This window comes from Streptomyces sp. NPDC087300, from assembly GCF_044744425.1.
Classification (GTDB): Bacteria; Actinomycetota; Actinomycetes; order Streptomycetales; family Streptomycetaceae; genus Streptomyces.
Genome location: NZ_JBIUYI010000011.1, coordinates 101,496 through 127,905 on the forward strand (window position 1 = coordinate 101,496; position 26,410 = coordinate 127,905).

26 protein-coding genes and 1 riboswitch are annotated in these 26,410 nt (G+C 69.0%); of the genes, 16 read left to right on the forward strand and 10 right to left on the reverse strand.

What is annotated here, in order from left to right:
* Positions 1–58: 58 nt before the first annotated feature.
* Positions 59–403: a co-chaperone GroES gene (locus ACIO9J_RS36365; RefSeq protein WP_199843091.1), complete on the forward strand. Its 345-nt coding sequence runs from the start codon at positions 59–61 to the stop codon at positions 401–403.
* Between the two features lie 58 nt (positions 404–461).
* Positions 462–523, forward strand: a riboswitch (guanidine-III (ykkC-III) riboswitch).
* A 47-nt stretch (positions 524–570) separates the two neighbouring features.
* Positions 571–891 (forward strand): multidrug efflux SMR transporter, encoded by a 321-nt coding sequence (locus ACIO9J_RS36370; protein WP_098242774.1) that lies wholly within the window; start codon positions 571–573, stop codon positions 889–891.
* Positions 892–992: 101 nt separating this feature from the next.
* On the opposite strand, the gene ACIO9J_RS36375 is transcribed toward ACIO9J_RS36370, so the two are convergent.
* Positions 993–3,506 (reverse strand): transglycosylase domain-containing protein, encoded by a 2,514-nt coding sequence (locus ACIO9J_RS36375; protein ID WP_402009028.1) that lies wholly within the window; start codon positions 3,504–3,506, stop codon positions 993–995.
* Between the two features lie 188 nt (positions 3,507–3,694).
* Here ACIO9J_RS36375 and ACIO9J_RS36380 point away from each other — a divergent pair, with 188 nt between their 5' ends.
* The 4 genes from ACIO9J_RS36380 to ACIO9J_RS36395 are packed head-to-tail and all read left to right on the forward strand — an operon-like array spanning position 3,695 to position 7,016.
* On the forward strand, positions 3,695–4,516 hold the full coding sequence (locus ACIO9J_RS36380; protein WP_402009030.1) for an ABC transporter permease: 822 nt from the start codon (positions 3,695–3,697) through the stop codon (positions 4,514–4,516).
* Between the two features lie 49 nt (positions 4,517–4,565).
* Positions 4,566–5,330 (forward strand): ABC transporter permease, encoded by a 765-nt coding sequence (locus ACIO9J_RS36385; RefSeq protein ID WP_402009373.1) that lies wholly within the window; start codon positions 4,566–4,568, stop codon positions 5,328–5,330.
* Positions 5,331–5,336: 6 nt separating this feature from the next.
* The gene (locus ACIO9J_RS36390; RefSeq protein WP_402009033.1) at positions 5,337–6,302 is read left to right on the forward strand and encodes an ATP-binding cassette domain-containing protein; all 966 of its coding nucleotides are present in this window, start codon (positions 5,337–5,339) and stop codon (positions 6,300–6,302) included.
* 9 nt (positions 6,303–6,311) lie between these two features.
* On the forward strand, positions 6,312–7,016 hold the full coding sequence (locus tag ACIO9J_RS36395) for a DUF1707 domain-containing protein (protein ID WP_402009036.1): 705 nt from the start codon (positions 6,312–6,314) through the stop codon (positions 7,014–7,016).
* A gap of 66 nt (positions 7,017–7,082) precedes the next feature.
* Here the strand turns inward: ACIO9J_RS36395 and ACIO9J_RS36400 are convergent, their stop codons facing one another.
* Positions 7,083–8,405 (reverse strand): SGNH/GDSL hydrolase family protein, encoded by a 1,323-nt coding sequence (locus ACIO9J_RS36400; protein WP_402009039.1) that lies wholly within the window; start codon positions 8,403–8,405, stop codon positions 7,083–7,085.
* Between the two features lie 224 nt (positions 8,406–8,629).
* On the opposite strand from ACIO9J_RS36400, the gene ACIO9J_RS36405 reads away from it, so the two are divergent.
* From ACIO9J_RS36405 to ACIO9J_RS36420, 4 genes are all read left to right on the forward strand, one after another.
* Positions 8,630–10,042: a DUF445 domain-containing protein gene (locus tag ACIO9J_RS36405; RefSeq protein WP_402009042.1), complete on the forward strand. Its 1,413-nt coding sequence runs from the start codon at positions 8,630–8,632 to the stop codon at positions 10,040–10,042.
* 143 nt (positions 10,043–10,185) lie between these two features.
* On the forward strand, positions 10,186–11,655 hold the full coding sequence (locus tag ACIO9J_RS36410) for an MFS transporter (RefSeq protein WP_402009045.1): 1,470 nt from the start codon (positions 10,186–10,188) through the stop codon (positions 11,653–11,655).
* Positions 11,656–11,698: 43 nt separating this feature from the next.
* Positions 11,699–12,703 (forward strand): GlxA family transcriptional regulator, encoded by a 1,005-nt coding sequence (locus ACIO9J_RS36415; protein ID WP_402009048.1) that lies wholly within the window; start codon positions 11,699–11,701, stop codon positions 12,701–12,703.
* Between the two features lie 93 nt (positions 12,704–12,796).
* The gene (locus ACIO9J_RS36420) at positions 12,797–13,219 is read left to right on the forward strand and encodes a hypothetical protein (protein WP_402009050.1); all 423 of its coding nucleotides are present in this window, start codon (positions 12,797–12,799) and stop codon (positions 13,217–13,219) included.
* 87 nt (positions 13,220–13,306) lie between these two features.
* Here ACIO9J_RS36420 and ACIO9J_RS36425 read toward each other — a convergent pair whose 3' ends face one another.
* The 3 genes from ACIO9J_RS36425 to ACIO9J_RS36435 form a co-directional block, all read right to left on the reverse strand.
* Positions 13,307–13,609 (reverse strand): hypothetical protein, encoded by a 303-nt coding sequence (locus ACIO9J_RS36425; RefSeq protein WP_402009053.1) that lies wholly within the window; start codon positions 13,607–13,609, stop codon positions 13,307–13,309.
* A 94-nt stretch (positions 13,610–13,703) separates the two neighbouring features.
* Complete coding sequence (locus ACIO9J_RS36430) at positions 13,704–13,940, reverse strand: DUF397 domain-containing protein (RefSeq protein WP_402009056.1); 237 nt, start codon at positions 13,938–13,940, stop codon at positions 13,704–13,706.
* Positions 13,940–14,785, reverse strand: coding sequence for a helix-turn-helix domain-containing protein (locus ACIO9J_RS36435; protein WP_402009059.1), 846 nt, complete (start codon positions 14,783–14,785; stop codon positions 13,940–13,942). The genes ACIO9J_RS36430 and ACIO9J_RS36435 overlap by 1 nt, the downstream gene beginning before the upstream one ends.
* Positions 14,786–14,997: 212 nt before the next feature.
* Here ACIO9J_RS36435 and ACIO9J_RS36440 point away from each other — a divergent pair, with 212 nt between their 5' ends.
* Positions 14,998–15,630 (forward strand): ATP-binding protein, encoded by a 633-nt coding sequence (locus tag ACIO9J_RS36440; RefSeq protein ID WP_402009062.1) that lies wholly within the window; start codon positions 14,998–15,000, stop codon positions 15,628–15,630.
* Between the two features lie 30 nt (positions 15,631–15,660).
* Here the strand turns inward: ACIO9J_RS36440 and ACIO9J_RS36445 are convergent, their stop codons facing one another.
* Positions 15,661–16,374 (reverse strand): hypothetical protein, encoded by a 714-nt coding sequence (locus ACIO9J_RS36445; protein ID WP_402009065.1) that lies wholly within the window; start codon positions 16,372–16,374, stop codon positions 15,661–15,663.
* Positions 16,375–16,712: 338 nt separating this feature from the next.
* On the opposite strand from ACIO9J_RS36445, the gene ACIO9J_RS36450 reads away from it, so the two are divergent.
* The 3 genes from ACIO9J_RS36450 to ACIO9J_RS36460 all read left to right on the forward strand — a co-directional run bounded on the left by ACIO9J_RS36450 (position 16,713) and on the right by ACIO9J_RS36460 (position 20,736).
* Positions 16,713–17,396 carry a hypothetical protein gene (locus tag ACIO9J_RS36450; RefSeq protein ID WP_402009068.1) on the forward strand — a complete coding sequence of 228 codons (684 nt, stop codon included), beginning with the start codon at positions 16,713–16,715 and terminating at the stop codon, positions 17,394–17,396.
* A 107-nt stretch (positions 17,397–17,503) separates the two neighbouring features.
* Complete coding sequence (locus ACIO9J_RS36455; RefSeq protein WP_402009071.1) at positions 17,504–18,919, forward strand: transcriptional regulator; 1,416 nt, start codon at positions 17,504–17,506, stop codon at positions 18,917–18,919.
* On the forward strand, positions 18,916–20,736 hold the full coding sequence (locus tag ACIO9J_RS36460) for a DEAD/DEAH box helicase (protein WP_402009074.1): 1,821 nt from the start codon (positions 18,916–18,918) through the stop codon (positions 20,734–20,736). The genes ACIO9J_RS36455 and ACIO9J_RS36460 overlap by 4 nt, the downstream gene beginning before the upstream one ends.
* 28 nt (positions 20,737–20,764) lie before the next feature.
* Here ACIO9J_RS36460 and ACIO9J_RS36465 read toward each other — a convergent pair whose 3' ends face one another.
* Positions 20,765–21,799: a DNA cytosine methyltransferase gene (locus ACIO9J_RS36465; protein WP_402009077.1), complete on the reverse strand. Its 1,035-nt coding sequence runs from the start codon at positions 21,797–21,799 to the stop codon at positions 20,765–20,767.
* 152 nt (positions 21,800–21,951) lie between these two features.
* Between ACIO9J_RS36465 and ACIO9J_RS36470 the strand changes: the two genes are divergently transcribed.
* A complete protein-coding gene (locus ACIO9J_RS36470) occupies positions 21,952–22,605 on the forward strand; it encodes an HNH endonuclease (protein WP_402009080.1) in 654 nt (217 codons plus the stop codon).
* Between the two features lie 89 nt (positions 22,606–22,694).
* Positions 22,695–23,834, forward strand: a complete 1,140-nt coding sequence (locus ACIO9J_RS36475; RefSeq protein ID WP_402009083.1) for a DNA cytosine methyltransferase — start codon at positions 22,695–22,697, stop codon at positions 23,832–23,834.
* On the opposite strand, the gene ACIO9J_RS36480 is transcribed toward ACIO9J_RS36475, so the two are convergent.
* The 3 genes from ACIO9J_RS36480 to ACIO9J_RS36490 form a co-directional block, all read right to left on the reverse strand.
* Entirely contained in the window at positions 23,811–24,215 is a 405-nt protein-coding gene (locus ACIO9J_RS36480) for a very short patch repair endonuclease (protein ID WP_402009086.1), read from the reverse strand. The two genes, ACIO9J_RS36475 and ACIO9J_RS36480, sit on opposite strands and share 24 nt — an antisense overlap.
* A gap of 74 nt (positions 24,216–24,289) precedes the next feature.
* Positions 24,290–25,105 (reverse strand): HNH endonuclease, encoded by an 816-nt coding sequence (locus tag ACIO9J_RS36485; protein WP_402009089.1) that lies wholly within the window; start codon positions 25,103–25,105, stop codon positions 24,290–24,292.
* Positions 25,106–25,280: 175 nt separating this feature from the next.
* Positions 25,281–26,327 carry an SEC-C domain-containing protein gene (locus ACIO9J_RS36490; RefSeq protein WP_402009092.1) on the reverse strand — a complete coding sequence of 349 codons (1,047 nt, stop codon included), beginning with the start codon at positions 26,325–26,327 and terminating at the stop codon, positions 25,281–25,283.
* Positions 26,328–26,410: the final 83 nt, after the last annotated feature.

Sequence of the window (26,410 nt, forward strand, 5' to 3'; positions counted from 1 at the left end):
GTGGCAACGGCGGACCCGGCGGCCCATGGCCGGGCGGGGGACAGGTAGGTTTCGGGGCGTGAGCGAGAAGACCCACCACGACGACAAGCTGCCGATCCGCATGCTGCACGACCGTGTGCTCGTGCGGCAGGACACCAGCGAAGGCGAGCGCCGCTCCGGCGGCGGCATCCTGATCCCCGCGACCGCGGCGGTGGGCCGGCGGCTCGCCTGGGCCGAGGTGGTCGCGGTCGGGCAGAACGTGCGCGCGGTGGAGCCGGGCGACCGGGTCCTGTACGACCCGGAGGACCGGGCCGAGGTCGAGGTGCGGGGCGTGGCGTACGTCCTGATGCGCGAGCGCGATCTGCACGCGGTGGCGGCCGACCGGTTCGAGGGCTCCGAGGACTCGACGGGGCTCTATCTCTAGGCAGCGGTACGTCTGAGGGGCTGGTGACCATGGTCACCAGCCCCTTTTGCGCGTTCTTTGCTACCTTGGGGGGACCCCGACGAGACGCGCCGTACCGGGCTTCCGCAAAGACGACGCACCCCCTTTCAAGCAACGCGTTCCGCGTTCCGTGTGTCGGAGGTGCCGTCATGGCCTGGGTTCTGCTGATCATCGCCGGTCTGCTCGAGGTGGGCTGGTCGATCGGGATGAAGTACACCGAGGGATTCACCCGGCTGTGGCCCAGTGTGTTCACGGGTGCGGGGATCGTCGCGAGCATGATGCTGCTGTCGCACGCCGCCAAGACGCTGCCGATCGGTACGGCGTACGGCGTGTGGGTCGGCATCGGCGCCGCGGGTGCGGCGGTGCTCGGCATGGTGATTCTGGGTGAGCCCGTCACGGCGGCGCGGATCTTCTTCGTGTGCCTGCTGCTCGTGGCCGTCGTCGGCCTCAAGGCGACCTCTGGCCACTAGGCCTTGACGGACGGGGGCGGGGACGGGGACGGGGAGCCGCGGGCCGGTGGGGGCTTGTCGTGCAGTTCCCCGCGCCCCTTGAGGGGCGCCCCGCCCGCCCCTCAGCCGTCCGTCAGTCCGCCCAGCGCCCCGCCGTCCGTCGCCCCGCCGCCGGGGTCTCCGTTGCCTCCCGTGTCGGTGCCGCCGCCTGTCGGGCCGCCCTGGGCGGCGCCCCCGTCCGTGGGCCCGCCGTCGGTGGCCCCGCCGTCCGTGGTGCCTCCGTCGGTGGGGCCGCCGTTGGTGGCGCCTCCGTCGTTCTGGCCGCCGGTCTGGCCCCCCGTCTGGCCGCCGTTGTCCTGGCCGCCGTCGGCGGTGCCCCCGGTGTTCTGGCCGCCCGTCGTGGGGCCGCCCGTCGTGCCGCCGTCGGTGGTTCCGCCGTCCGTGGTGCCGCCGGTGCCCGGAGTCCCGACGCCGCCCGTCGTCGGGTCGGGGACCTCGGGGACGTCGGCGCCCTGTTCGAGTTCCAGGTCGAAGTCCTTGACGGGCTTGCCCTTGAGGGCGGCCTTGGTGAACTGGGCCCAGACGCGGGCCGGGTAGGCGCCGCCGTTGATGCGCTGCTCGCCGAGCGCGCCGTAGAGCGGGGTGTGGGCGCCGGTGTCGGGGTCCTGGCCCATGACGGCGACGACGGTGGCGAGGTTCGGGGTGTAGCCGGCGAACCAGGCCGCGGTGTCGTTCTCCGCGGTGCCCGTCTTGCCCGCGGCGGGGCGGCCCGCGCCCTGCGCCGCGGTGCCGGTGCCGCCCTCGACGACGCTCTGCAGGATCGACGTGGTGGTGTCGGCGGCCTCGCGGGTGACGGCCTGCCGGGTCTTCTGTTCGGGCAGTTCGACCTCGTCGCCGTTCTTGGTGATCTTCTCGACGATCGTGTACGTGCCGTGCTTGCCGTGGTTGGCGAGCGTCGCGTACGCCTCGGTCATGTCCAGGACGCTCGCGGTGGCCGGGCCGAGCGCGATGGAGGGGGTCGCGGTGAGGTCGGGGGTGGTGTCGGGGACGCCGAGCTCGATCGCGGTGTCCTTGACCTTGTCGGAGCCGACGTCGACGGCCATCTGCGCGTAGACCGCGTTGACGGACTTGTCGGTGGCGGCGCGGACGGTGACGTTGCCGTAGGAGACCTGGTCCTCGTTCTCGGGGGCGTAGGTGCCGCCGCTCCAGCCCTGTACGGGGCGCTTGTTGGTGCCGTCGTAGATGGTGTTCGGGGTGATGGTGCGGCCGTCCTGGGTGACCGAGCCGTTCTCGACCGCCGAGGTGAACACGAAGGGCTTGAAGGTGGAGCCGACCTGGTAGTCGCGGCGCGTCGCGTTGTTGACGTACTGCTTGGTGTAGTCGATGCCGCCGTACATCGCGACGACCTTGCCGGTGGCCGGGTCGATGGAGGCGCCGCCCGCGCGGACGTTGCGGTCGGCCTTGCGCGCCTTCTTGTCGACCTTGGACATCACCTGGTCCTCGACGGCCTTCTTGAAGGACTCCTGGTGGTCCTTCTGGAGGGTGGTGGTGATGCGGTAGCCGCCCTTGGCGAGGGTCTCCTCGTCGATGATCTTGTTGGCCGTCAGATACTCCTCGACGGCCTTGACGATGTAGCCGCGCTGCCCGGACAGGCCCGAGGTGCCCTTGGCCTCGTCGGGCACGGGGAACTCGATGCCCTTCCGGTCGGACTTGGCGAGCCAGCCCTCCTTGACCATGCCGTCCAGGACGTAGTTCCAGCGGCCCGCCGCGCGCGGCTTGTTCTCCGGGTGGGTGGCGACGTCGTAGGCGTTGGGGGAGTTGAGGAGCGTGGCGAGGTACGCGCCCTGGGCGACGCTCAGCTTCTGGACGTCCTTGCCGTAGTACGCCTGGGCGGCCGCCTGGATGCCGTACGCGTTGCGGCCGAAGTAGCTGGTGTTGAGGTAGCCCTCCAGGATGTCGTCCTTGCTCACCTCGCGGTCGAGCTTGATCGAGATGAAGAACTCCTTCACCTTCCGGGTGACGGTCTGCTCCTGGCCCAGGTAGTAGTTCTTCACGTACTGCTGGGTGATCGTGGAGCCGGACTGCTTGCCCTTGCCGGTGACGGTGTTCCAGGCCGCGCGGATCATCGCCTTCGGGTCGACCGCGGACTCGCTGTAGAAGTCGCGGTCCTCGGCGGCGAGCACGGCGCGCTGGACGTGCAGGGGGATCTGCTTGAGCGGCACCTTCTCGCGGTTGACCTTGCCGTCGCGGGCGAGTTCGGTGCCGTCGGCGTACAGGTAGACGTTGCTCTGCTTGGTCGCCGCGGCGTTCGCCGGCGGGATGTCGACGAGGAAGTAGCCCGTCATGAACGCGCCCACGCCGAGCAGGATGACCAGGATGAATCCGCCGAGGACCATGCGCCAGGTCGGGAAGATCCGCCGCCAGCCCTTGCGCTTGGGACGCTTGGGCTTCTTGCCCTTGCCGCCCTTGCCGTCGGCGCCGCCCGGTGTCGCCCCGGCCGGAGAACCCGCGGGAGCACCACCCTCAGGAGCGCCCTCCTGGGTGCCCTTCGGGGCGTCAGCGGGCGTGTCCCCGGGCTCCCGGGGCGCCCAGCCCTGGTGCCCTGCGGAACCCTGCTGCTGCGGCTCGTCGCTCATGTCTCGCGGAACTCCCGGTTAGCGTCGTACGTCCAGTACGCCTCGTAAACCCCCATTGCACACCGTCGTGACACCCGTTCCCGACCAGGCACGCGCCCCCGGGCCGAAAATGCCTGGCACGAGCGACCCCGATCGCACTAGGCTCCAGCGCTTTGGCCCGGTTCGGGGCGAGGCTCACGCTGAAAGGGATGCTCGTGCGCGCAGGACGGTTCCGTTTGTACGCGGCCGTCGCCAGGGGAGGGTTCCGGCGGTACTCGACCTACCGGGTGGCGACCGCGGCGGGAGTGTTCACCAACACCGTCTTCGGCATCATCCTCGCCTACACCTACATCGCCCTCTGGGACGAGCGGCCGGGGCTCGGCGGGTACGACCAGTCGCAGGCCCTCACCTTCGTGTGGCTCGGCCAGGGGCTGCTCACGGTGATGGCCCTGATGGGCGGCGGTTTCGAGAACGAGCTGATCGAGCGGATCCGCACCGGGGACATCGCCGTCGACCTGTACCGGCCCGCCGACCTGCAGAGCTGGTGGCTGGCGGCCGACATCGGGCGCGCCGGCTTCCAGCTGCTCGGGCGCGGCGTCGTGCCCCTGGTGGTCGGGGCGTTCGTCTTCGACCTGGCGTTCCCCTCGGACGCGCTGCGCTGGGTGGCGTTCCTGGTCGCGGTCCTGCTCGGCGTGGTGGTCAGCTTCGCGATCCGCTTCCTGGTGGCGCTCTCCGCGTTCTGGCTGATGGACGGCGCGGGCACCACCCAACTGGCCTCACTGGCCGGGGTCTTCTTCTCCGGCATGCTCCTGCCGCTGAACGTCTTCCCCGGCGCGCTCGGCGAGGTCGCCCGCGCGCTGCCCTGGTCGGCGCTGCTCCAGGTGCCCGTCGACGTCTTCCTCGGCACCCGGTCCGGCACGGGCCTCGTCCGGATGTACGCGTTCCAGATCGGCTGGGCCGCGGTGCTGCTCACGGCGGGGCGGCTGCTCCAGAACGCGGCGACCCGACGGGTGGTGGTCCAGGGTGGCTGAACTGGCACAGGTGCGCGAAGGGTGGCGAACCTACCGGCTGATTTCCGGCATGTGGATCCGCTCCCTGCTGGCCTACCGGGTGTCCTTCGCGCTGACCGCCTTCGGCAACTTCGCGGTGACCGCGTTCGACTTCGCCGCGATCCTGCTGATGTTCTCCCAGGTGGACCGCCTCGGCGGCTACTCGCTCGCGGAGATCGCCTTCCTCTACGGCGCGTCCGGCACCGCCTTCGGGCTCACGGACCTCGCCCTCGGCTCGATGGACCGGCTCGGCAGGCGGGTGCGCGACGGCACGCTCGACACGCTCCTGGTGCGGCCCGCGCCGGTCCTCGCGCAGGTCGCCGCCGACCGCTTCGGACTGCACCGGATCGGCCGCGTCCTCCAGGGCGCCGTCGTCCTGGCGTACGCGCTGGTGGTCCTGGACATCGACTGGACGCTCCTGAAGGCCGCGATGATCCCGCTGATGCTGCTCTGCGGCGCGGGGATCTACGCGTCCGTGTGGGTGGCGGGCGCCGCCTTCCAGTTCGTGGCGCAGGACGCGGCCGAGGTGCAGAGCGCCTTCACGTACGGCGGGAACACGCTGCTCCAGTACCCGCCGACGCTGTTCAGCAAGGAGCTGGTGCGCGGCGTCACGTTCGTGCTGCCGCTCGCCTTCGTGAACTGGCTGCCCGCGCTGTACGTCCTGGGGCGGCCCTACCCCCTCGACCTGCCGCAGTGGGTGGCGTTCACGCCGCCGCTGGTCGCCGCCTGCTGTCTCACCCTGGCCGGTCTCGCCTGGCGCGCCGGCCTCCGTTCGTACCGCAGCACAGGGAGCTGAACCGCAGTGGAGAGTGCCTTCATCGAGCTCGACGGCGTCGAGAAGGTCTTCGACGTACGCAAGAAGACGGGCTTCCTGCGCCGTGAGAAGCATCAGGTGCGGGCGGTGGACGGGATCTCCTTCACCGTGCCGCGCGGCGAGATGGTCGGCTACATCGGGCCCAACGGCGCGGGCAAGTCGACGACGATCAAGATGCTCACGGGCATCCTGACGCCCAGCGGCGGGCGGCTGCGGGTCGCGGGGATCGATCCCTCGCGCGAGCGCACGCGCCTCGCCCGGCGCATCGGCGTGGTCTTCGGGCAGCGCACCACGCTCTGGTGGGACCTGCCGCTGATCGACTCCTACCGGCTGATGCACCGCATGTACCGGATCCCGGACAAGCGGTTCGCCGACAACCTCGACCGGTGCGTCGAACTCCTCGAACTGGGCGAGCTGTTGGACGTGCCGGTGCGCCAGCTCTCGCTGGGGCAGCGGATGCGCGGCGACATCGCGGCGGCGCTCCTGCACGACCCCGAGGTGCTCTACCTGGACGAGCCGACCATCGGCCTCGACGTGATCAGCAAGGCGAAGGTCCGGGGGTTCCTGCGGGACCTCAACGCCCAGGCGGGCACCACGGTGTTGCTCACCACGCACGACCTCACCGACATCGAGCAGCTCTGCGAGCGCGTGATGGTCATCGACCACGGCCGCCTCATGTACGACGGCGCGCTCTCCGGGCTGCACGAGGTGGGCGAGTCCGAGCGCACCCTCGTGGTGGACCTGGAGCGCGAACTGCCGCCCATCGAGATCGAGTCGGCGCGGGTGGTGAAGGTGGCGGGCCCCCGGCAGTGGCTCGCCTTCCCCGCCGCGGCGTCGGCCGCCCCGCTGGTGGCGCGGATCGCCGCCGAGTACCCGATGGTCGACCTCTCGGTGCGGGAGCCGGACATCGAAGCGGTCATCGCCAAGATGTACGCGGAGAAGGCGACCTCGTAAAGTGCACGTATGAGTGACGAACTCCCCGACCTGAGGGCCTCCGACGCCGACCGCGAGCGGGTCGCCGAGCAACTCCGGGACGCGATGGCCGAGGGCCGACTCGACATGACGGAGTTCGAGGAGCGCCTGGACGCCACCTACAAGGCGCGTACGTACGGCGAGTTGGCGCCCATCACCCGTGACCTGCCCGCCCACCACGCGGCCAAGGTGTCCATGGTGAAGCGCCCGGTGAGCGACGATCCGGCCGTCATCGACTGGTCCGAGCGAATGGTGCGCGGCGAGGCCTCGTCCTCGGGAGGCTTCGCCTTCTGGAGCGGATTCAGCCGCAAGGGCAGCTGGACCGTCGGCCGGCAGTTCAACGCGTTCGCGATGTGGGGCGGCGGCGAGATCGACCTGCGCGAGGCGCGGTTCACCGAGCCCGAGGTCGAGATCCGCTGCTTCACGATCATGGGCGGCATGCAGGTCATCGTGCCGCCGGACATGACCGTCGTGGTCAAGGGCTTCGGCATCATGGGCGGCTTCGACGACAAGGCGACCGGCGAGGGCACTCCCGGTTCGCCCCGCGTGGTCGTCAAGGGCTTCGCCCTGATGGGCGGCGTCGGCGTGGACCGCAAGATCCGCCGGATGGAGAAGCTGCGGATGAAGGAGGAGCGGCGCCAGGCGCGCCTGGACGCGCGCGAGGAGCGGCGGCTGGAGCGGGGGGACCGGGGCTGAGGGCCCCGTAAGGGGCGCGGGGAACTGCGCGACCAGCCCCCACGCGCCCGCAGCCGGACGAAGGCCTCAGAGCTCCGCGGCGGCGGACCCCTTCAGGTGAGAGAGGTTGAACGTCTCCGCCATCCGGCGATAGCCCGCGTCGCTGGGGTGCAGATGGTCCCCGGAGTCGTACTGCGTCCGCAGCTTGCGCGGGTCGTAGCCGTCGCGCAGCGCCTTGTCGAAGTCGACGTAGTCGTCGAAGACCTGGCCGGAGCGGATCTGCTGGTTCACGGACTGCCGCACGGTCTCCAGGGCGGGCTCGTAGCCGCGGTGGCCGCCGAACGGCATCAGCGTCGCGCCGACGACCCGCAGCCCGCGCGTGTGCGCCTGGCGGGTCAGCTCGCGCAGGCCCTCGACGATGCGGTCCGGGTTGTTCTGGTGCGGGTTGCGCAGGATGTCGTTGACGCCGAGGGCGATGACGACGGCCTTGACGCCGCTGCGGGTCAGGACGTCACGGTCGAAGCGGGACAGGCCGCTCGGGTTGACCGCGGGCCGTCCCTGCCCGTCGGAGAGGATGCGGTTGCCGCTGATGCCCTGGTTCACCACGCCGTAGCGGGGCGCGCCCGCCTCGTCGCGCATGCGGTCGGCGAGGACGTCGGTCCAGCGCCGGTTGGCGCCCATCGTGGAGGAGATGCCGTCGGTGATGGAGTCGCCGAAGACGACGACGGTGCCGTCCGACTCGTTGCTCAGTACGTCCACCGCGGCCAGGTAGCGCCAGTACGGGCTCTGCTCGGTGTACGCCTCGCCGCGCTCGTCCTCGGTGCGGTCGCCGTCGGCGACGTAGCTGATCTGGCGCGCGTGCGGGTGGTAGGTGACCGGGCCCGACGGGGTCGGCGAGTACGTCGTGACCAGCAGGTCGGCGTCGTGCGGGACGCGCACGCGGGCCGCGTCGCTAAGGACCTGGCCGCCGGGCGGGATGACCACCGAGGTGTTGCCGTCGAAGGTGAGGCGGCGCAGCGTGCCGGGCGCGGCCGTCGGGTTGTTGGTGGCCGACGCGATCGCGATCGAGGCGTGCGTGATGCTCAGCGGCGTGGTGCCGTACAGGTTCGAAAGGGTGATGCGGGCGCTGCTGCCGCCGACGCTGGTGTGCACGACGTTGCGGATCGAGCGGCCCGCGAATCCCTTGCGCTCGGTGCCCGGCTCGTACCCCGCGGGGGAGGCCGACCAGGAGCCGACCCAGGCGCCGGACGAGGCGGGGGCGGCGGAGTTGCGAGGGCTGCGCGGACTCGCGCTGATGGTGTCCTGCGAGCCGTCGTCGGTGCCGGAGACACCGAGGTATATGGCACCGGAAATCACCACTATTACCGCGAGGACCGCGGCGAGAAGGGCATAACCGTGTCGCTTGGTCATGCGGGCTCTTTCTCCTCGGGCAGGGGGAGCCCCGAGGCTCCGATGTGATCACCCCATGATGCGTCATGGGCCGTGAGGCGGCCGACACTGCCCCCCTCCGCCCAGTGAGACGCCGGGAACTTGTCGTCCGTTCCAGGAGTCGGTCATGTGGGGCGTACGACACAGGACGTGGGGACAATGCGGATGAGGACTAGGCGAACGGCCAGGTGGACCCAGTGGAACGCATGAACGCGGAGGAAGCGACCGAACCCGACAAGAGGGACGCGGGGCAGCATGCCCGCGAGGTTCGCCCTTCAAGCGGCGCCCCGTTCGGAGTAGGGGGTTCCACCAATGGCGCAAGGGGCGGCGGGCCCGCGGGGCCGGTGACGCCGGGCGGTTTCACCTACAGCGCCGCCGACGAGGAGAAGCGGCGCGGGGTGCGCCGCATGAAGATCACCGCGACCGGCCTGCTCGTCTTCGTCGCGGTCGTCTACGTCCTGGCGAAGTGGGCGCAGAACTCGGGCGCCGGTGCCTGGGCCGGATACGTCGCGGCCGCGGCAGAGGCGGGCATGGTCGGCGCCCTCGCCGACTGGTTCGCGGTCACCGCGCTCTTCAGACACCCGCTGGGCCTGCCCATCCCGCACACGGCGATCATCCCGAACAAGAAGGACCAACTGGGCGCGTCCCTCGGCGAGTTCGTCGGCGAGAACTTCCTCTCCGCCGACGTCGTACGGGGCAGGCTGCACGCCGTCGGCATCGGCGGGCGCCTCGGCGCCTGGCTGGCCGAGCCCGCGCACGCCGACCGGGTCACCGCCGAGCTGGCCACGGCGCTGCGCGGCGCCCTCACCGTGCTGCGGGACTCCGACGTCCAGGCGGTCGTCGGCGAGGCCATCACGCGCCGCGCCGACGCCCAGGAGATCGCCCCCGGCATCGGCAAGATGCTGGAGAAGGTCGTCGCGGACGGCGGCCACAAGCGGGTCGTCGACCTCGTCTGCGTACGCGCCCACGACTGGCTGGTCGAGCACGGCGACTCGGTGATGGACGCGGTGCAGGGCGGCGCCCCCGGCTGGACGCCGCGGTTCGTCGACAAGCGGGTCGGCGAGCGCGTCTACAAGGAACTGCTCCGCTTCGTCACCGAGATGCGGGACATGCCCGAGCACCCCGCGCGCGGCGCCGTGGACCGCTTCCTGTCCGACTTCGCGAGCGACCTCCAGTCCGACCCGGACACCCGCGAGCGCGTCGAGCGCCTCAAGCGCGAGGTGCTCGGCCGCGGCGAGGTGCAGGACCTGATCGCGTCCGCCTGGTCGGCGGTCCGCCAGATGATCGTGGCCGCCGCCGAGGACGAGCGCAGCGAGCTGCGCCTTCGGGTGCGGGCCTCGCTGCTCTCGCTCGGCTCCCGGATGGCGACGGACGGCCGGTTGCAGCAGAAGGTCGACGGCTGGGTCGAGGGCGCGGCGGTCTACGTGGTCACGACGTACCGCGACGAGATCACCTCGCTCATCACGGACACCGTCGCGGGCTGGGACGCCGAGCACACCTCGAAGAAGATCGAGGCGCACATCGGCCGTGACCTGCAGTTCATCCGGATCAACGGCACGGTGGTCGGCTCGCTGGCGGGGCTCGCGATCTATGCGGTGTCGCGGGCGTTGGGGGCGTGACGCTGCGCTGGGCTTGAGGGGGCGCACGGGGCTTGAGCGGGTGCGCTGGGCTTGAGGGGGGCGCACGGGGCTTGAGCGGGTGCACGGGGCGGCGTAGTCCGGCCTCTGCGGGGGACTCGGTGAAGGATCCCCCAGGAGGACCCATGCCAGACGCCCCGGCCACGCCTCAAGCCCCGAGCGAGGGCACTGTCACCACCGCCGTGCCCGCCCGTCTCGACCGGCTGCCCTGGTCCCGCTGGCACTGGATGATCGTCATCGGCCTCGGCACGGTCTGGATCCTGGACGGCCTGGAAGTCACCACCGTCGGCAACATCGCGAGCCGGCTCGCCGAGGACGGCAGCGGTCTGGCCGTCAGCTCCGCGCAGGTCACCGGCACCGCGGCCGCCCTGTACGTGGCGGGCGCCTGCGCCGGAGCCCTCTTCTTCGGCCGGCTCACCGACAAGTACGGCCGCAAGAAGCTCTTCATGGTCACGCTCGCCGTGTACCTCGGCGCCACCGCGATGACGGCGCTCTCCTTCGACGCCTGGTGGTTCTTCCTCTTCCGGTTCCTCACCGGCTTCGGCATCGGCGGCGAGTACGCGGCCATCAACTCGGCGATCGACGAGCTGATCCCGTCCAAGTACCGCGGCCGCGTCGACCTGATCATCAACGGCAGCTACTGGCTCGGCGCGATCGGCGGCTCGCTGCTCTCGGTCCTGATGCTCAACACGGACATCTTCCCCAAGGACATCGGCTGGCGGCTCACCTTCGCCCTCGGCGTCGTACTCGGCCTGGTCATCCTGCTGGTGCGCCGGCACGTCCCGGAGAGCCCGCGCTGGCAGTTCATCCACGGCCGCGGCGAGGCGGCCGACGAGCTGGTCTCCGAGGTGGAGCGGGAGATCGAGGCGGAGAAGGGCGAGCCGCTGCCGCCGCCCGACCGAGAGATCACCATCCACCAGCGCAAGAGCATCGGCTTCGGGCTCATCGCGAAGACCGTCTTCCGCGACTACCCGCGGCGCGCGGTGCTCGGCTTGTCCCTCTTCATCGGCCAGGCGTTCCTCTACAACGCCATCACCTTCGGCTTCGGCGCCATCCTGACCACGTTCTTCGACGTGCCGTCCGGGCACACGGGCTACTACTTCGCCGTCATCGCCGCGGGCAACTTCCTCGGCCCGCTCTTCCTCGGCAAGCTCTTCGACACGGTCGGCCGCCGGATCATGATCTCCTCGACGTACCTGCTCTCCGGCGTCCTGCTCTTCGGCACGGCCTGGCTCTTCGGCCGCGGCTCGCTGGACGCGACGACGCTCACCGCCTGCTGGTGCGTGGTGCTGTTCTTCGCGTCGGCCGGGGCGAGCAGCGCGTATCTGACGGTCTCCGAGATCTTCCCGATGGAGACCCGCGCCATGGCGATCGCCTTCTTCTATGCGATCGGCACGGCGGCGGGCGGCATCAGCGGCCCGCTGATCTTCGCCGACCTGACCGAGTCGGGCGTCGTCGGCGACACGGTCCTCGCCTTCCGGATCGGCGCGGGCCTGATGTGCGCGGCGGGGCTCGTGGCGGCGGTGTTCGCGGTGAAGGCGGAGCGGAGGTCGCTGGAGGACATCGCTACGCCGTTGTCGGCGGCGGGGTCTTAGGCGGCGGGGTGGCCGTGAGACCCCTGTCTGTAAGAATCCGGCCATGATCCCTGAGGTGCCCGAGACGGAGACGGCGGTACGACACCGGGTGGCGGTTCTCGTACGGGACGGTGTGCTGCCGATGGAACTCGGCCTGGTCCACCAGTTGTTCGGAGCCGCGCGCGACGGCGCGGGGGAGCGTCTGTACGAGGTGCGCACCTGCGCGGTGACGGGCCCCGGCACGATCCGCACGGACGCGGACTTCCCGGTGGGCGCGCCGCACGGCCCCGAGGCGCTGACCTGGGCGGACACGGTGATCGTGGTGGCCTCGCACGAGGAGGACGAGTCGCTGGGCCCGGCGGGCCTGCCGGCACCGCTGGCGGCGGCGTTGGCCCCGCTGCCGCGCGGCGCGGACGGTACGCGGATCGCCTCGATCTGCACGGGCGCGTTCGTGCTGGCGGCGGCGGGCCTCCTGGACGGCCGCAGGGCGACGACGCACTGGATGTCGGCGGACCTCTTCGCGCGGACGTTCCCTGCGGTGCGGGTCGACGCGGACGTCCTGTACGTGGACGAGGGCGAGGTGCTCACCTCGGCGGGCGAGGCGGCGGGCATCGACCTGTGCCTGCATCTGATCCGCTCCGACCACGGCGCGGCGGTCGCGGCGGAGGCCGCACGCCGCACGGTCGTACCGCCGCACCGGGAGGGCGGCCAGGCCCAGTACATCCAACGCCCGCTGGCGGAACCGCGGTTGACGTCGACGGGCGCGGCTCGCGCCTGGGCCCTGACCCGCCTCGCGGACCCCCTGACCCTGTCCGACCTGGCGGCGGTCGAGTCGATGAGCGTGCGCACGTTCAGCCGCCGCTTCCGCGAGGAGACGGGCCTGACGCCGATGCAGTGGCTGACGCAGCGGCGGGTGGACAGGGCGCGCGAACTCCTGGAATCCACGGACCACACGGTCGACCGCATCGCGACGGAGTCGGGCTTCGGCACGGGGGCGTCGCTGAGGCAGCACTTCGCGCTGGGGCTCGGGGTGTCGCCGGGTGCGTACCGGTCGACGTTCAGGGGCTAGCGGGGGCAAGTGAGGGCTAGTGGGGTCCGCCCCCCTGTACCTAGGTACCCGTACTCTGTCCGGTCGGGCGTGGCGCCAGCCATGGTCGTAGGCATGAACACGCTGCTGACTCCTCTTCCGAAGAGCACGCCGCTGCCGAGGTACGCGACGCGCCTGCTGGGCGCCGTGCTGTCGGCGACCGCGTACGTGGTGTGCCTCCCCTGGGACCTGCGCAACAGCGCCGAGACGGCGGGCGCGACCGCCGAGACGTCACCGGTGACGCCGCAGGGCATCACGGCCCTGACCGCCGCCCTGCTGGCCCTCGCGGCCTACTTCGGCATCAGGGACCGCCTGGCCTGGACCCTCCTGGTAGTAGCGACCCCACCGGCAACGCTCCTGTACATCTCCTTCGACACCCACCCCACCCTGGATGCGAACGCGTGGCCACTGACGTGGGGTTCGTTCGCGTTGCTGATGGGGGCGGGGGCGTTGGTGGCGGGGTCGGTGGCGCGGAGGTTCGGGCGGCGGGGTGGGTGAGCGGAGCGGTTTCACCTGCCCCGGGGCGGGTGAGCGGCACTCCAGGGCCGCTACTCCGCCCGCCCCTGGAGTGCTCCTCAGCCGGGCTCAGGCCCGCCGGTCGGCAAGCAGATACGAGGCGACCCCGACGCCACCCGCGACCCCGAAGACGGCGGGCCAGGCGCCCACCTTCTTGGCCAGCGGATGCGACCCGGCGAACCCGGCGACGTACGCGGCGCTGAGCGCGGCGGCGGTCCTGCCCCCGGCCTTCTCCGTCCACTGCCGCGCGGCGACGGCACCGGCGGCGGCGAGCACGACACCCCCGAGGGGCCGCTTCTTCGTGAACCGGGCGGTGGCATAGCCCCCAACCAGCCCTCCAGCCGCCACAACCGCCGCCGGAATCTTCGCCATGGTGGGTCCGCCTCTCGGGGGTACGTCCTTGTTGTCCTTGCTTGTTGTCCTTGGCGAGGCTAACGCGGGGTGGTGAGGGGGTTTGGGCGGGGGTTCAGAGTTCGGGGTGGCGGGGCTGGCCGACGGCGCCATTGCCGGTCGCGCTGTCCCCGATGAAACGTGCCCAGGCCTGAGCGGAGATCAGGATGTGAGGGCCGTCGGTGCGCTTGGAGTCACGTATGAAGACACCGCTGGGTATGAACGCGGCCTCCACGCACTCCGTGGTGTTGCCTCCGCTGTACGTCGACTTGAACCACGAGAGGGCAGGATTCGGCATCGGTTCGACAGGCATTACAGCTCCTTGCGGACGCGTTGAATCATGGAAGAGGAAGCCTCCATGTCCAACGCTTGTGCGCGGAGATAGTCGAACGCAAGCCGATAGCGCTCCAGTTCCTCTTCCTTCTCCAGGAAGAGCGACCCCGTGTGCAGGTCTACGTAGACCACGTCCAGTGCTGGCTCACCGCCGCCGATGATCACGAAGCTGCCGAGCGCGGCGGAGTGGGCTCCCTTGGAGAACGGCAGAACCTGAAGCGTGACCCCAGGAGACTCGTTCGCTTCGAGGAGGCGGCCGAGCTGCTCCTTCATCGCGGATGGGGAGCCGACGACCCGGCGGATGACGGACTCGTCGAGGATCGCCCGCAGCCGAGGGGGCTCCGCCCGGCTCAGGATCTCCTGCCGCTTCATGCGGATGTCGACGAGTCGCTCGATCTCCGCTGGTGTGAGGCGCACTTCGTTGGCCCGCTGCACGGCGGTGCTATAGGCGCGGGTCTGCAGCAGTCCGGGAACGTAGACGCAAGAGAAGTGGTCTTCGCGCACCGCCTCGTCTTCAAGGGTGAGCAGAAGGTTCATGCTCTCGGGGATCGAGTCAGTGAAGGAGCTCCACCACCCCTGCTGTCTGGCGTCCTTGGCGAGAGATACAACTGCGCGGCGTTCGACGTCCGTTGCCGCGTATTCACGGCAAAGAGCGTCGACGACAAGCCATTTGACCGGGCCGGCCTGCGTCTCGTACCGGCTGACCGTCGCCTTCGATACGCCAACGAGTGTGCCGGCTTCCTCCAGGGTCAGGCCCTTGCGAGCGCGTAGCTTCCGCATCATGGCGCCCAGCTGACGCCGGCGCGTGGTGGTCCGTACGGACACGTGATTCCTCCCAGGACTCCAGGTGCCGCCCCGAGGGCTCAACCAGGCTATGTGGAGGGTGGGTTGAGGCTCCAGCCGATTCACTCGATGGGTACCCGTGAGAAGTTACACAGCGAGACTTCTCTGTGCCATGCTCGAAGCAGTTCGCTACGCGGTGCAGTCGTGTGGATACGGCGGGCGCAGCGCTGTGTGGCCTGGGAGGGAGACTCTCCATGTCCGTGTACGAGGAAGAGGGCGGACGGCGACTTCGCTGCGTCCTGCCATTCGAGGCGGTGCCGGCGGAACTACGGCTGCTCCGCAGGGCTGTTAAACGCAATCTGGGGCAGTGGGGCGCTCAAGAACTCGCCGACGAGGCCGGGCTGGTCGTCACCGAACTGGCAACGAACGTCATCAAGCACGTGGGCGAAGGGGCATCCGCGACGCTGGTCCTCGAATCGAGGGGTGACCGGCTGCGGGTGGAGGTGCACGACAAGAGCCGCCGTGCGCCGGCGCTGCGCGAGATCTGCGGAGAGGCGGAGTGCGGGCGGGGTCTTCACCTGCTGGCCTCGATGTGCGAGGAGTGGGGCACCCTTCTTACGGCGACAGGCAAAGCCGTGTGGTGCGAGCTCTCCCTCGAACCCACGCGTCACTGCATGCGCGTGCGGCGTGCGGCGATGGTCATCGAGGAATACCGGCGTGCGGCCGGCGCGGGTTCTGCCGTAATGCCGGCCTTCGCCGTTCTTGAGGAGTCAGTCGCCGATGTGATCGCGGACCTCCTGCACTGGCTTGCCGCGCAGGGAGGGGATCCGGACGAGACGCTCGACCGGGCGCAGATGCACTTTGAGGCGGAGGCTGACGCGGCGTAGGCGGTACGGCCCCGCCGGCGCGGGTGCGCGCTACTGATCGGTGCGGATGACGGCCAATATGGCCTGGGCATCAGCTACTTGACCTTCGTCGACCAACGCGGCCGTGATGTTGATGGAAGCCTGGACGTCATCCCGGTTCGCGGCGGCGCTGAGCATGGCCTCGGCTCCTTCGCCCGCGCCCGCCCTCCGGTAGGAGGCCACGGCGTCAGGGAAATCTCGTGGGGCGAGGTTGTTCCCCATCGCCCAGGCGATGAATTGCGCATCCCGGTAACGGCCTGCCGCCACGTGGCCGCGGTATGCGGCGATGTCGGCGGCGTGCGCGTTCTCGGCAGGGTGCCGGTCCCCCGCTCGGTGGGGGACCGGCACCTTTGCCTGCGCCGACAGGCCCGCAAGTTTGCGGCGCGCGAGCCGACGTCGCTTCGTCCGGCGCCGCTCGCGGAACGCCGGGGAAGCCGGCCGCCGCCCAGCAGACGCCGAGGCGGATGCGGCCAGCGCGGCGTCAGCCGCCGAAGGAGCGAAGGACTGGGCGCGGGCGGCATCACGGAGCTGGAGCAGGTAGGGGAGGGAGTGCGGCAGGGCCTTCGCGGCACGCCGCTGGACCTCGCGCTCCAAGACCTTGTAGATCCGTTCCAGGGGCCCTGGTTCAGGCACTCGCCTGCCCGTGTTGTAGCAGGACAGGCTCGACTGATTGACGCCTGCCCGCTTGGCGATTGCGTTGTGGGCGAGCGTGACGGTGTTCAGCACGTCATGAAGAGCGCTGAGGAACACCTCTCTGGGCGAGAGCGGGACAGCATCGTCATCCTGCGGAGGATGTCCGCCCGCAGATCTCGTCGCCATATAAAGGTCGGCCTCTCCGTGCGTCGTGAGTGCCCGAGTTGGACCTTCCATCTTGCTGGAGTCTCCGGCGCTTTGAATAGGGACTTCGGGCCATTGCGGAAGCGCAATTTATGGCGCCAGCGCAATTGCCGGGCAGTACTGGATTTCCCGCCGCTGGCTGAGCGACGCTTCTAGAGCCGCACGGTTGGCGGGACCCTCCGCTGCATGCGGACTCAGCCGACCCAGCACAAGGAGAGGGGTACGAGGTGGACATGCCGTCATGGACGGACCAGAAGCTCGGCACCATGAAGCGCGCCGGCCTGTGGCTGGTGACCGTGGTGGGTGAAGGAAACATCTTCACGAAGGAGGACGTGAAGGCCGCGTTTCCCGGGATCAGCCAGGCCGATCGCCGGGTGCGCGACCTCCGGGACCACGGCTGGCAGATCGACACCAACCGTGAGGACGCCTCGCTGGGCCAGCACGAGCAGCGCTTCGTGAAGCAGGGCGAGCCGGTGTGGCAGCCGGGCAAGGGGACGCGTCCCAGCACCGCGATCACGCAGACACAGCGGCGTGAGGTGCTCTCCCGGGACGGGAACTTCTGCCGGTCGTGCGGTATCGCGCCGGGTGAGATCTACGCCGGCACCTACGAGTCGGCGCAGATCGACATCGCCCGCAGGGTGGTGCGCCAGCAGGACGGCACCGAGAAGACGGAGCTCGTCGCCGAGTGCAACCGCTGCCGGGTGGGTGGGCGCGGGGCCGTGACGGACCTGGGTGAGATGCTGAGGCGCGCGGAGGGCCTCAGCGGTCTGGACCGCAGGATGCTCTCGGTCTGGATGGACCGGGACCGGCGTGAGTTCAGCGCTGCGGAGAGGTTCTGGGCCGACTACCGGACGCTTCCCGGAGAGTCGAGGGCCAAGGTCCGTGACGCGCTGAAGCCGCCGGCTGAGTAGCCGGTACTACCCCTTTCCATGACTCCGGAGGACCTGCTTCCCAGACCAGGACGGGAAGCGGCCTCCGTGGTAGCAGTAACAACCCTGATGCTCTTGAGGAGATTCTGGTGGGCAAGGAATTCGGCCGGCCGCCGCGGGCGGAAGAGAACAAGGCGCAGGTCGAGAAGCGGCTGAAGGAGATCTCGGACGGGAACGGTGTCCGGGAGACGCTCACCGTTGAATGGCGTACGCAGCCGCTGCACGTCGAGGTCATCGACATGCCGGTGGACGCGCTCTACTACAACCCGGGAACGCACCGCGTCCGTGCTCAGCGGAGCCACGATCCCGCGCAGGACAGGGTGCTCGAAGAGGAGCCCTGGGCGCCGGAGAGCCAGGCCTACTTGCACTACCTGCTGCAGATGCTGCCGGCGGATCCCAACAAGAAGGATCCTGACTTCGAGGAACTGCAGGAGAGCCTCCGCGTCTACCGCCAGAACGAGCCCGGACTCATTACGCGGGACGGCATTCTGGTCAACGGCAACACCCGTCGCGCGGCCCTCAAGGAGCTGGGCACCCCGCACATCCGGGTCGGAGTGCTGCCGGAGTCGTGCACGTGGGATGACATCAACGCGGTGGAGCTGTCTCTCCAGCTCCGGCCGGATCAGCGCCGTGACTACTCGTACGTGAACCGGCTGCTGGCCATGGAGGAGCAGCACCTCATGGGCCGCGCACTGGCCGATGTGGCGCGGGAGTTCCGTATCCGTGCCACCACCTGCGAGCAGGACCTGTGGATCCTCTCCTGCCTCCGCGACCTGATCGAGCGGTCCAGGGACGGCGGCGCGCAGCTTCGTCTGCTGGACTTCGAGCAGCACCAGGAGAAGCTCCGTGAGCTCTACCGCAGGTACGCCAAGGAGTCAGCGGTAAACAAGGACAAGGCGGAGGTCCTCAAGGAGACGCGGCTCGCGGCCATCGTTCTCGGATTCTCCAAGACGGACGTGCGGTTGATCGAACCCGACTTCAGGGACCGGTACCTGGACAAGAGGCTGCCGGACGGAATGAAGACGGCGGAAGAGGCTCCGGCCACCGTGGCCATTCCGGGCCTCAACCGCACGATGAAGTCGGCCGAGCCCAAGGTCGCCCAGGCGAAGGCCCTGACGGACACGATCTTGAAGGCTAAGGCGGTCGAGACGGCGGAGGACGGACTGCTGACTGAGCGGAGCAAGTCGGCCTCTGAGACTTTCGGGGCCGCCCGTGAGGCGGTCGAGGGAGCTTTGGAACCGGCTGGCAAGGACGCGCGGGTCCGCAAGCGGAAGCAGGCGGCGCAGGACCGCATCACCGATGCCTGCCAGGACATCGAGCAGTGCATCACTGACCTCGCGCTGGCCAAGGCGTCGGGGAGTCTCGATGAAGAGGCGTTCGACGAGGCGGTCCTGGCCCTCCGCGAGACCCTGACGAAGCTCGCCGTAGCGACTCAGCGGAGCATCAAGGCTCCCGGTGACGGTGTCTCCTGGCTCCGTGACTCGGTCAGGCAGGAGGACGTGTGACCACGGCTGCGGAACCGTCTCTGCGCATCGCCTCAGATGTCACCCGCACGCGCGCAGTTCTGCGTGCGGCACCGGGACGCGAAGGCGATTTCGCGAAGCTGGCAGCACGTTTTCCCGCTGCCGGGCAGCGCACCGTGCTGTCCGTCGAGGTCGACCTCGATGACTTCCTCACCGGGCTTGAGGCACTGGCCATCTGGCCGTCCCCGGATGTGGAGTGGGAAGAGGAGCTGGCCACCCTCGTCGGGGGTGTTCTTGACGACGCGGAACGGGCGGAGCGGTGGCTGGAGGATCCCGGCGCCGCTGCCGTCGCACCGGACGCGGTCCTGGACCAGCTCGGTCCCGAGTGGTGCGCGGATCTCACTGATTTCCAGACCCGGGACATCGCGCGGCTGCTGTCACTCCAGCACGGTGCGAACTTCTCGGTTCCGGGCGCTGGCAAGACCCGTGTCGGACTCGCGGTGTTCGCCGCGATGCGGGAGCGGGGGGAGGTGCGGAGGCTGCTCGTCGTGAGTCCCAAGTCCGCTTACGAATCGTGGGGTTACGAGAGCGAGGTGTGCTTCAAGGAGCCGCTTGTCACCCGAGTCATGGACCGCGCTCCCGGTCCGGGAACAGACGTCCTCATCGTGAACTACGAGCGGCTCGACCGGTCCCTGGCGACGCTCGCGACCTGGCTCCGCGGCGCTCCCTCGATGATCATTCTTGACGAGGCGCACCGGATGAAGCTCGGGGCGCGAGGCATCTACGGCAGCGCCTGCATGGCGCTCGGCCCGTTGGCCCGTCGGCGGCTCATCCTCACGGGAACCCCCGCACCGAACGGGGCCCGCGACTTGGAGAACCTGCTGTCCTTCGTGTGGCCGGGGCACGGCCGCCGAGTCGTGACCAGCGCGGTGGCCGGTGGCGATCTCGCGCACGCCAGTACGGTGCTGCGGCCTCTGTTCACCCGGACCACCAAGAACGAACTGGGGCTGCCCCCCTTCGAAACGCGCATTCGCTACGTGCCGCTGCCCTCGCTGCACCGGGAGGTGTATGACGCGCTCGTCGGCCGGTACACCTCCCGGGCCGAGGCGGGCCGGGAGGACTTCGATGCCCTGGGCAAGGCGATGCTGCGTCTGCTCATGGCGGCGACCAGTCCCGCCTTGCTGCTGGAGGGCGAGAGCCGGTACGCGCCGCTCGACTACCGGGTCCCGCCGCTGGAGGTGCCGCAGACGGACTCGCTGTACTCGCTGCTCAAGCAGTTGCCCGACTATGAGCTCTCTCCCAAGTACAAGGAGGCGCTCAGTATCGTCGCGGAGAACGCGGCCATGGGGCGGAAGACGCTGGTGTGGACGACCTTCGTACGCAGCCTCACCACGATGGAACGGCTCTTCTCCGCGTTCCAGCCAGCCGTCGTCCACGGGGGGACACCGGACCGCGAGGACCAGATCAAGCGGTTCAGGGAGGACCCGGACTGCCATGTGCTCCTCTCCAACCCGGCGACCCTGGGCGAGGGCATCAGCCTGCACCAGGTCTGTCATGACGCTGTCTACGTAGACCGCGACTTCATGGCAGGCCGCTTCCTGCAGAGCCTCGACCGGATTCACCGGCTGGGGCTCGCGCCTGGCACCGAGACGCGGGTCACGGTCCTCGCCGCGGAGGACACGATCGATGAGGTGGTGGCTCTGCGGCTGGAGGACAAGCTCGAGTTCATGGGGCAGATCCTCGATGATCCGTCCGTACAGCAGCTGGCGGATCTGCAGGAAGAACCGTCGCTTGCCGCGGGGATGGACATGGCCGATGTCCGAGCCCTGCTCCGTCACCTTGATTCGCATACCGCTTGATGAAGCGCGACGGCGGTCAGTTCGCGGCTTAGGCCGTGCCGCTGGCCACGCCGTTGCAGGGTCTGGCGCCAGCGCCAGACTTCGCCGCACGATCCGCATGGTCCAAGGCATTCGCGACTCTGCGGCCAAGCGCCTGGGCTACTGGTGGCGGAAAGGCATTGCCCACCTGCCGGTACGTCGATGTCTTGCGTCCTACGAATTTCCACTCCGGAGGGAATCCCTGCAAGAGGGCCATCTGCCCAACGGTCAGCTTCACTGGGAGCGGGTCACCTGGGGCGGGTGGTGCGTCAGCCACCCCTGATCCGTTGATGCCGATCGCCGCCCAGGCCTGCCGCGCGCGCGTCGGGCCGAGATCCGGGCCGCCGTGCTTTCTTGATCCACCGCACAGAGTGGGGGCGATCCTCTGGGCCTGTTCCGCCCAGAGATCGGCTAGCTCCCATCCGCGCGATGCCATCGACTCGCGAAGGACACCTCCCACGAGCGCGGTCCCTGAGGGAGGCAGAGGCTCGTCCGGCCACTGGAAGTGGTCAAAGACGTCGGGCTCCAGAGCGACGAGGACCGCACGTGGCCGGAGCTGAGGGACCCCGAAATCCCTGGCGTAGAGCAGTCTCCACTCCGCGGTGTACCCAAGAGCCGAGAGAGCCTGGATGATCCCGGACCGGTATGCGGCGAACTTGCTCTGAAGGAGTCCCTTCACGTTCTCGATGAGCACGGCTCGCGGTCTGACCGCCGAAGCCAGCGACAAGACGTAGGGGAAGAGATCACGCTCGTCGTCGGCCCCCAGCTGCTGACCGGCAAGCGAGAAGGGCGGGCAGGGCACGCCTGCCGCGAGGAGGTCGGGATGCCGTATGCCGGCGATGCGAGCGGCATCAAGGAACCGGAGGTCCGCCTGCATGACATTCCAGCCTGGCCGATTGGCGCGCAGGGTGCGGCAGGCATCCGCATCCAGTTCGATCAGCGTTTGGTGCTGGAAACCGGCCTGTTCCAGGCCGAGAGCCTGGCCTCCGGCGCCTGCGCAGAGTTCGAGGCAGGAACGGCGGGTGATCTTGGCTGTCCGATGCATCAGGCCAGCTTGCCGTCACTTGCCGCGGCAAGTGACGGCAAGCTAAGGTTCCGCCGCGAACGAAGGATGCGGTGGATAGGTGTTCGACTGGAGGGTGTGCCGTGGGAAGCGGACCGGACTGGCGTGACGAGACGCTCGGTACTCGCGTGAGGGTGGCTCTGTGGCTTCGCGATGAAGTCGGTGAAGGGAAGACCTTCAAGAAGCAGGCGCTGCGGACCGCCATCCCTGGCTCGGAGCAGGTGGACCGCCGCATGAGGGATCTGCGGCCCGCGGGGTGGGACATCAAGACCTACCGTGACAAACCCAGCTTGCAGGCCGACGAGCTCTACCTGGAGACGATCGGGCTCCCCGTCTGGGAGAAGGAGCACCGTGCGGCGGGTCTGAGGCAGATCAGTGCGAAGACGCGGCGGTTCGTCTTCGAGCGCGATGGCCATATGTGCCGTCGGTGTGGCGTGGCCGCGGCCGAAGAGTATCCGGGTGAGCCGGGCTCCCGCGCGCGGTTGACTCTGGGGCACGTGAACCCGCACAAGTCCGGTAGCGGGGTGAACCCCGAGGACTTGATCACCGAGTGCGCCCGGTGCAACGAGACCGTCAAGCATCTGACCGGGGTGCAGATGACGCGCGAGCAGGTGTGGGACAGGGTCAAGGAGCTGCCCGTGCGGTTCAAGAAGGACTTGCTGCTGTGGATGGCTGCCGACGCGCGGCCGTTGAGTAGTGCTGAACGCGCTTGGGGGATGTACCGGCAGCTGCCGGCGGAGTTGCGGGATGGCGTCAGGCGGGATCTGGAGGATCTGCTTAAGAGCTGACGCCCACCGGGAAAGCTGCCGCGCGGGCTGGTTCTGGTGCCTGCAGATGCGACACTTGCGTGTCTGTAAGTACACCACCGGGAGGCGTTGTGAGCTCCAGCGGTCAGCCGCTGACCTCGATTGAGATCTGTGCGGGCGCTGGGGGCCAGGCGGTCGGCCTCCACAACGCGGGCTTCAGCCATCGCGCACTCGTCGAGATCGACAAGCACGCGGCGGCGACGCTAAAGCTCAACGTGGTGACGAACCGGATGTGGGGGGAAGAAGAGGCGAACGAGTGCCAGATCTTCTCCATGGATGTCAAGGATTTCAAGCCGGACGTGGAGGGGCTCGATCTCCTCGCCGGCGGGGTTCCATGCCCTCCATTCTCTGTCGCTGGCAAGCAGCTCGGGAAAGATGATGAGCGTGACCTTTTCCCGGAAATGCTGCGACTTGTAGACGAGCTGAATCCGCGCGCGGTCATGATTGAGAACGTCGCCGGTCTTGTTAAGCCTTTCGATAAATTCCTCAGTTATCGAGAGGACATCAAGCGGGCGCTTCGCTCCATGGGGTACGTCGTGTGCGGTTGGCGCCTCCTTGAGGCCGCTGACTTTGGCGTCCCTCAGCTCCGTCCCCGGGCGATCCTGGTGGCGATCCGGACGGATTGCTATCGCGGATTCGACTGGCCCAAGCCGTCAGGTGAGCTGAAGACGGTCGCTCAGGCGCTGAAGGAGACGATGGAGCGCCGCTTCACTGATGCGGGCAGGCCTGAGGGGTATGAAAAGTGGCTGAAGAAAGCCACCGAGGCCGGAACGGTGGCCCCTACCTTGGTGGGCGGCTCCAAGAAGCATGGCGGCGCTGACCTCGGGCCGACTCGCGCCAAGAGGGCCTGGGCGGCTCTTGGTGTGAACGGGATGGGTGTCGCTAACGAAGAGAGTGATCCCAACATCGAAAGGGACCTCGGGAACAGGGACTTGGTGACCGGCGTCCCGGAAGCCAAGCTCGTGGGTCCGATGCTCACTGTCGAGCAGGCGGCGATCATTCAGGGGTTTCCCGAGGAATGGGAATTCGCCGGCCGTAAGACAGCTCAGTACAGACAAGTGGGCAACGCGTTCCCCCCGCCTGTAGCTGAGGCTGTTGGGCGGGCCATCAAGGACGCGCTGGAGCGCACGGGGGATCTGCTGGACGCGCCCGACGGGGATCTTGAGCTGGACGGAACGACCTGCGACTCAGGGCGTGACACCCTCATCTGATGGGGAGTTCCGCCTGTCTGAGACCAGCCGGATGATCTCGGCGGCCGACTCTTCCGCGGGTGTGTGCTCCCAGAAGCGCAGGACAAGCCAGCCGGCTTCCGTCAGGCGCTCGTCGGTGTCCCGGTCACGTTCCATGTTCCGCAGGACCTTCTCGGACCAGTATCCCTGGTTGGTCTTCGGCGGAACGTAGTGCTCGGGGCACCCGTGCCAGTAGCAGCCATCGACGAATACGGCGACTTTCGTCGGCCGGAAAACCATGTCCGCTGTCCGGCGAAGGCCGGGCAGCGGGCGCGTCGACACCCGATACCGTAGGCCGTTGGCGTGCACGAGCCGCCTGATCAGGCGCTCAGGCTTGGTGTCCCGGCTTCGGATCGCCTGCATATTGCGGCGTCTTGCGGCAGAGGACGCCCATGAGCCTTCCGGCGGAGACCACGGCTGTGGATCACTCAACTGTCTTACTCCTGTGAGCTGTTCGCGGCTGATTCCCGCGTACGCTTCTTTCTCCTGCGCGCCCGCTCAAGGCTCGCGACCGCGGCTTGAGGGCCGCCGGGCGGCCACGGTTCCCAGTGCTCCAGCCGGTAGAACGAAAGGACGCGCCGCCCTTCCTTGCGCTGGGAGTTCCTGATGACCCAGCCAAGGGATCTGAGCTCACGCATCCGCTTGGTCGGATCGCCGTGGTTCTCCTCCCGGGCGACGAGGACGATGAGCTCCTTCGGGACGTTCTCGCCGGGCATTGCCTTCAGCAACTCGCCGATCCGCAGATGGACTTCGGGCAGGCTGAGCGACTTTCTCAGAGCAGCCGCGTTCTCTTGGTGATCGGCGAAGAGTGCCTGCTTGTCATGGTTGTCCTCCTCGCAGAGCAGCTGGAGGTTGTCTGGTTCGTTGGTTCCGTCCAGGTCAAGCGGGACCATGTGGTCGATGACCAGTTTCACCTGGTCGTCTTTAGGGGTGCGGCCGCATGCGGCACAGCGGTTGCCGTAGGTCTGGTGGACCAGGGCGCGCACTGAGGCCGGGATGCTCTTCCGCGCTGTCCGCTTGTCGGCGTCGGGATTCCAGCCGAGCAGCGGGTAGACGAACAGGTTGCTCTTCCCGGGAACACGCTGCGCGGGCACGTCGAAGTGCGTGCGCAGAGAGCGAAGCCGCCGGTCCATCTGCAGGTTGGCCTTGCCGGTAAGGGCGTTGACGCGCTCCCTGATGGCGGGCATCGCCAAGGGCTCGTCCCGCGACTGGTAGAGCACTTGGTACACGGCCCGGGTCTCAGCGTCAGGCACCAGTCCCCGCAGCTCCTCGCTTTCAGGGGAGGGGAGGGGGCGTACTTCATTCTTCTCTGACATGTAATCCTGCGGATTCGCTCACTGGACGGGTGCGAGCCGCGACGGTTGCCTGGCGGCGGTCGCGGCTGACGACGGTCGGGGACAGCCCTGGGGCACGGCCCCGTGTGCCGGCTTAGGCGCCATCGATTCCATGGCACTGGGCATAGACCCGCCCCGACCCACACCAACACCCATCCCCCGCCTCCGGCGGCCACCCCACCGCCCGCCCCCGCGCCGCCAGCGTCGTCGCGTACTGGGGAAGCAAGGACGAGTCCTCGGGAGAGGCGCCCTCCGAGGCTGCGAAGGCTTCGTACGAAGGCACCGTCCCCGTCACGACGCCCAGGTTCGGGGTTCCCGACGCGGAGAGTTCTCGGAGGGAGGACTCTATGGTCGTCAAGTGCGCCTCGTGAGAGGGGTATTCGGTGGTGAGGGACGGGTACGCCGTCAGGAGTTCCGTCAGTTCCGTGGACGGCCAGTGCAGGATCGCCACCGGGAACGGGCGCGACAGCGCCTCGCGGTAGGAGCCCAACTCCGCCTGGATGCGGGAGATTTCCGCGCGGAGCTCCGCGGGGTTCTCCGAGCCGAGGGACCAGATCCGCTTCGGGTCGTGGAGTTCGTCCAGGGAGACCGTGGCGCGGGCCGTGTGGACGCGGTCCGCCAGGCTGTCCCACGCGTCGTGCTCCGCGCCCATGAGGCGGCGTACGCGGTGGCGGCCGAAGAGCAGGGGGTGCGTGGCGTAGGGCGGGTCCACGGAGTCCTCCGGGACCAGCAGCGTCGCCGCCTCCGTGAACGTGTCGTGCGCCTGTTCCAGCTCGTCGTGGGACTCCAGGGACTCCGCGACGATCACCCAGGGCGCCGGCTCGCGCGGGGCCGCCGTGCGGATGCCGTCGATGATCGCCCGAGCCTCCGCCTCGTGGCCGTACTCCCAGAGGTTCGACGCCTTCAGGGCGCGGATCAGGGCCGGTGAGGAAGGGGGCTCCGGAGCGGAGGGGGACAGCAGGCTGTCGTAGAGCGTCGTCGCGCGGTCGCGGGCGCCGGCCAGTTCGAGATGGGCCGCGGCCTGGAGGAGGAGCTGTTCGGCGTCCTCCGGGTACAGACCGGCCGTGCGTTCCAGGCGCGCGGCTTCAGCGATGTGGTCGACGTCGACGTGGTCGGCAGCAGCAGGCTTGTCGGGGCGCATACGGGACACCGTACTGCCGAGCGCCTCCTTGTAGCAGGGCCGCAGCAGGGGGCGTAGCGGCGTACGGGACCGCGAACAGCTCC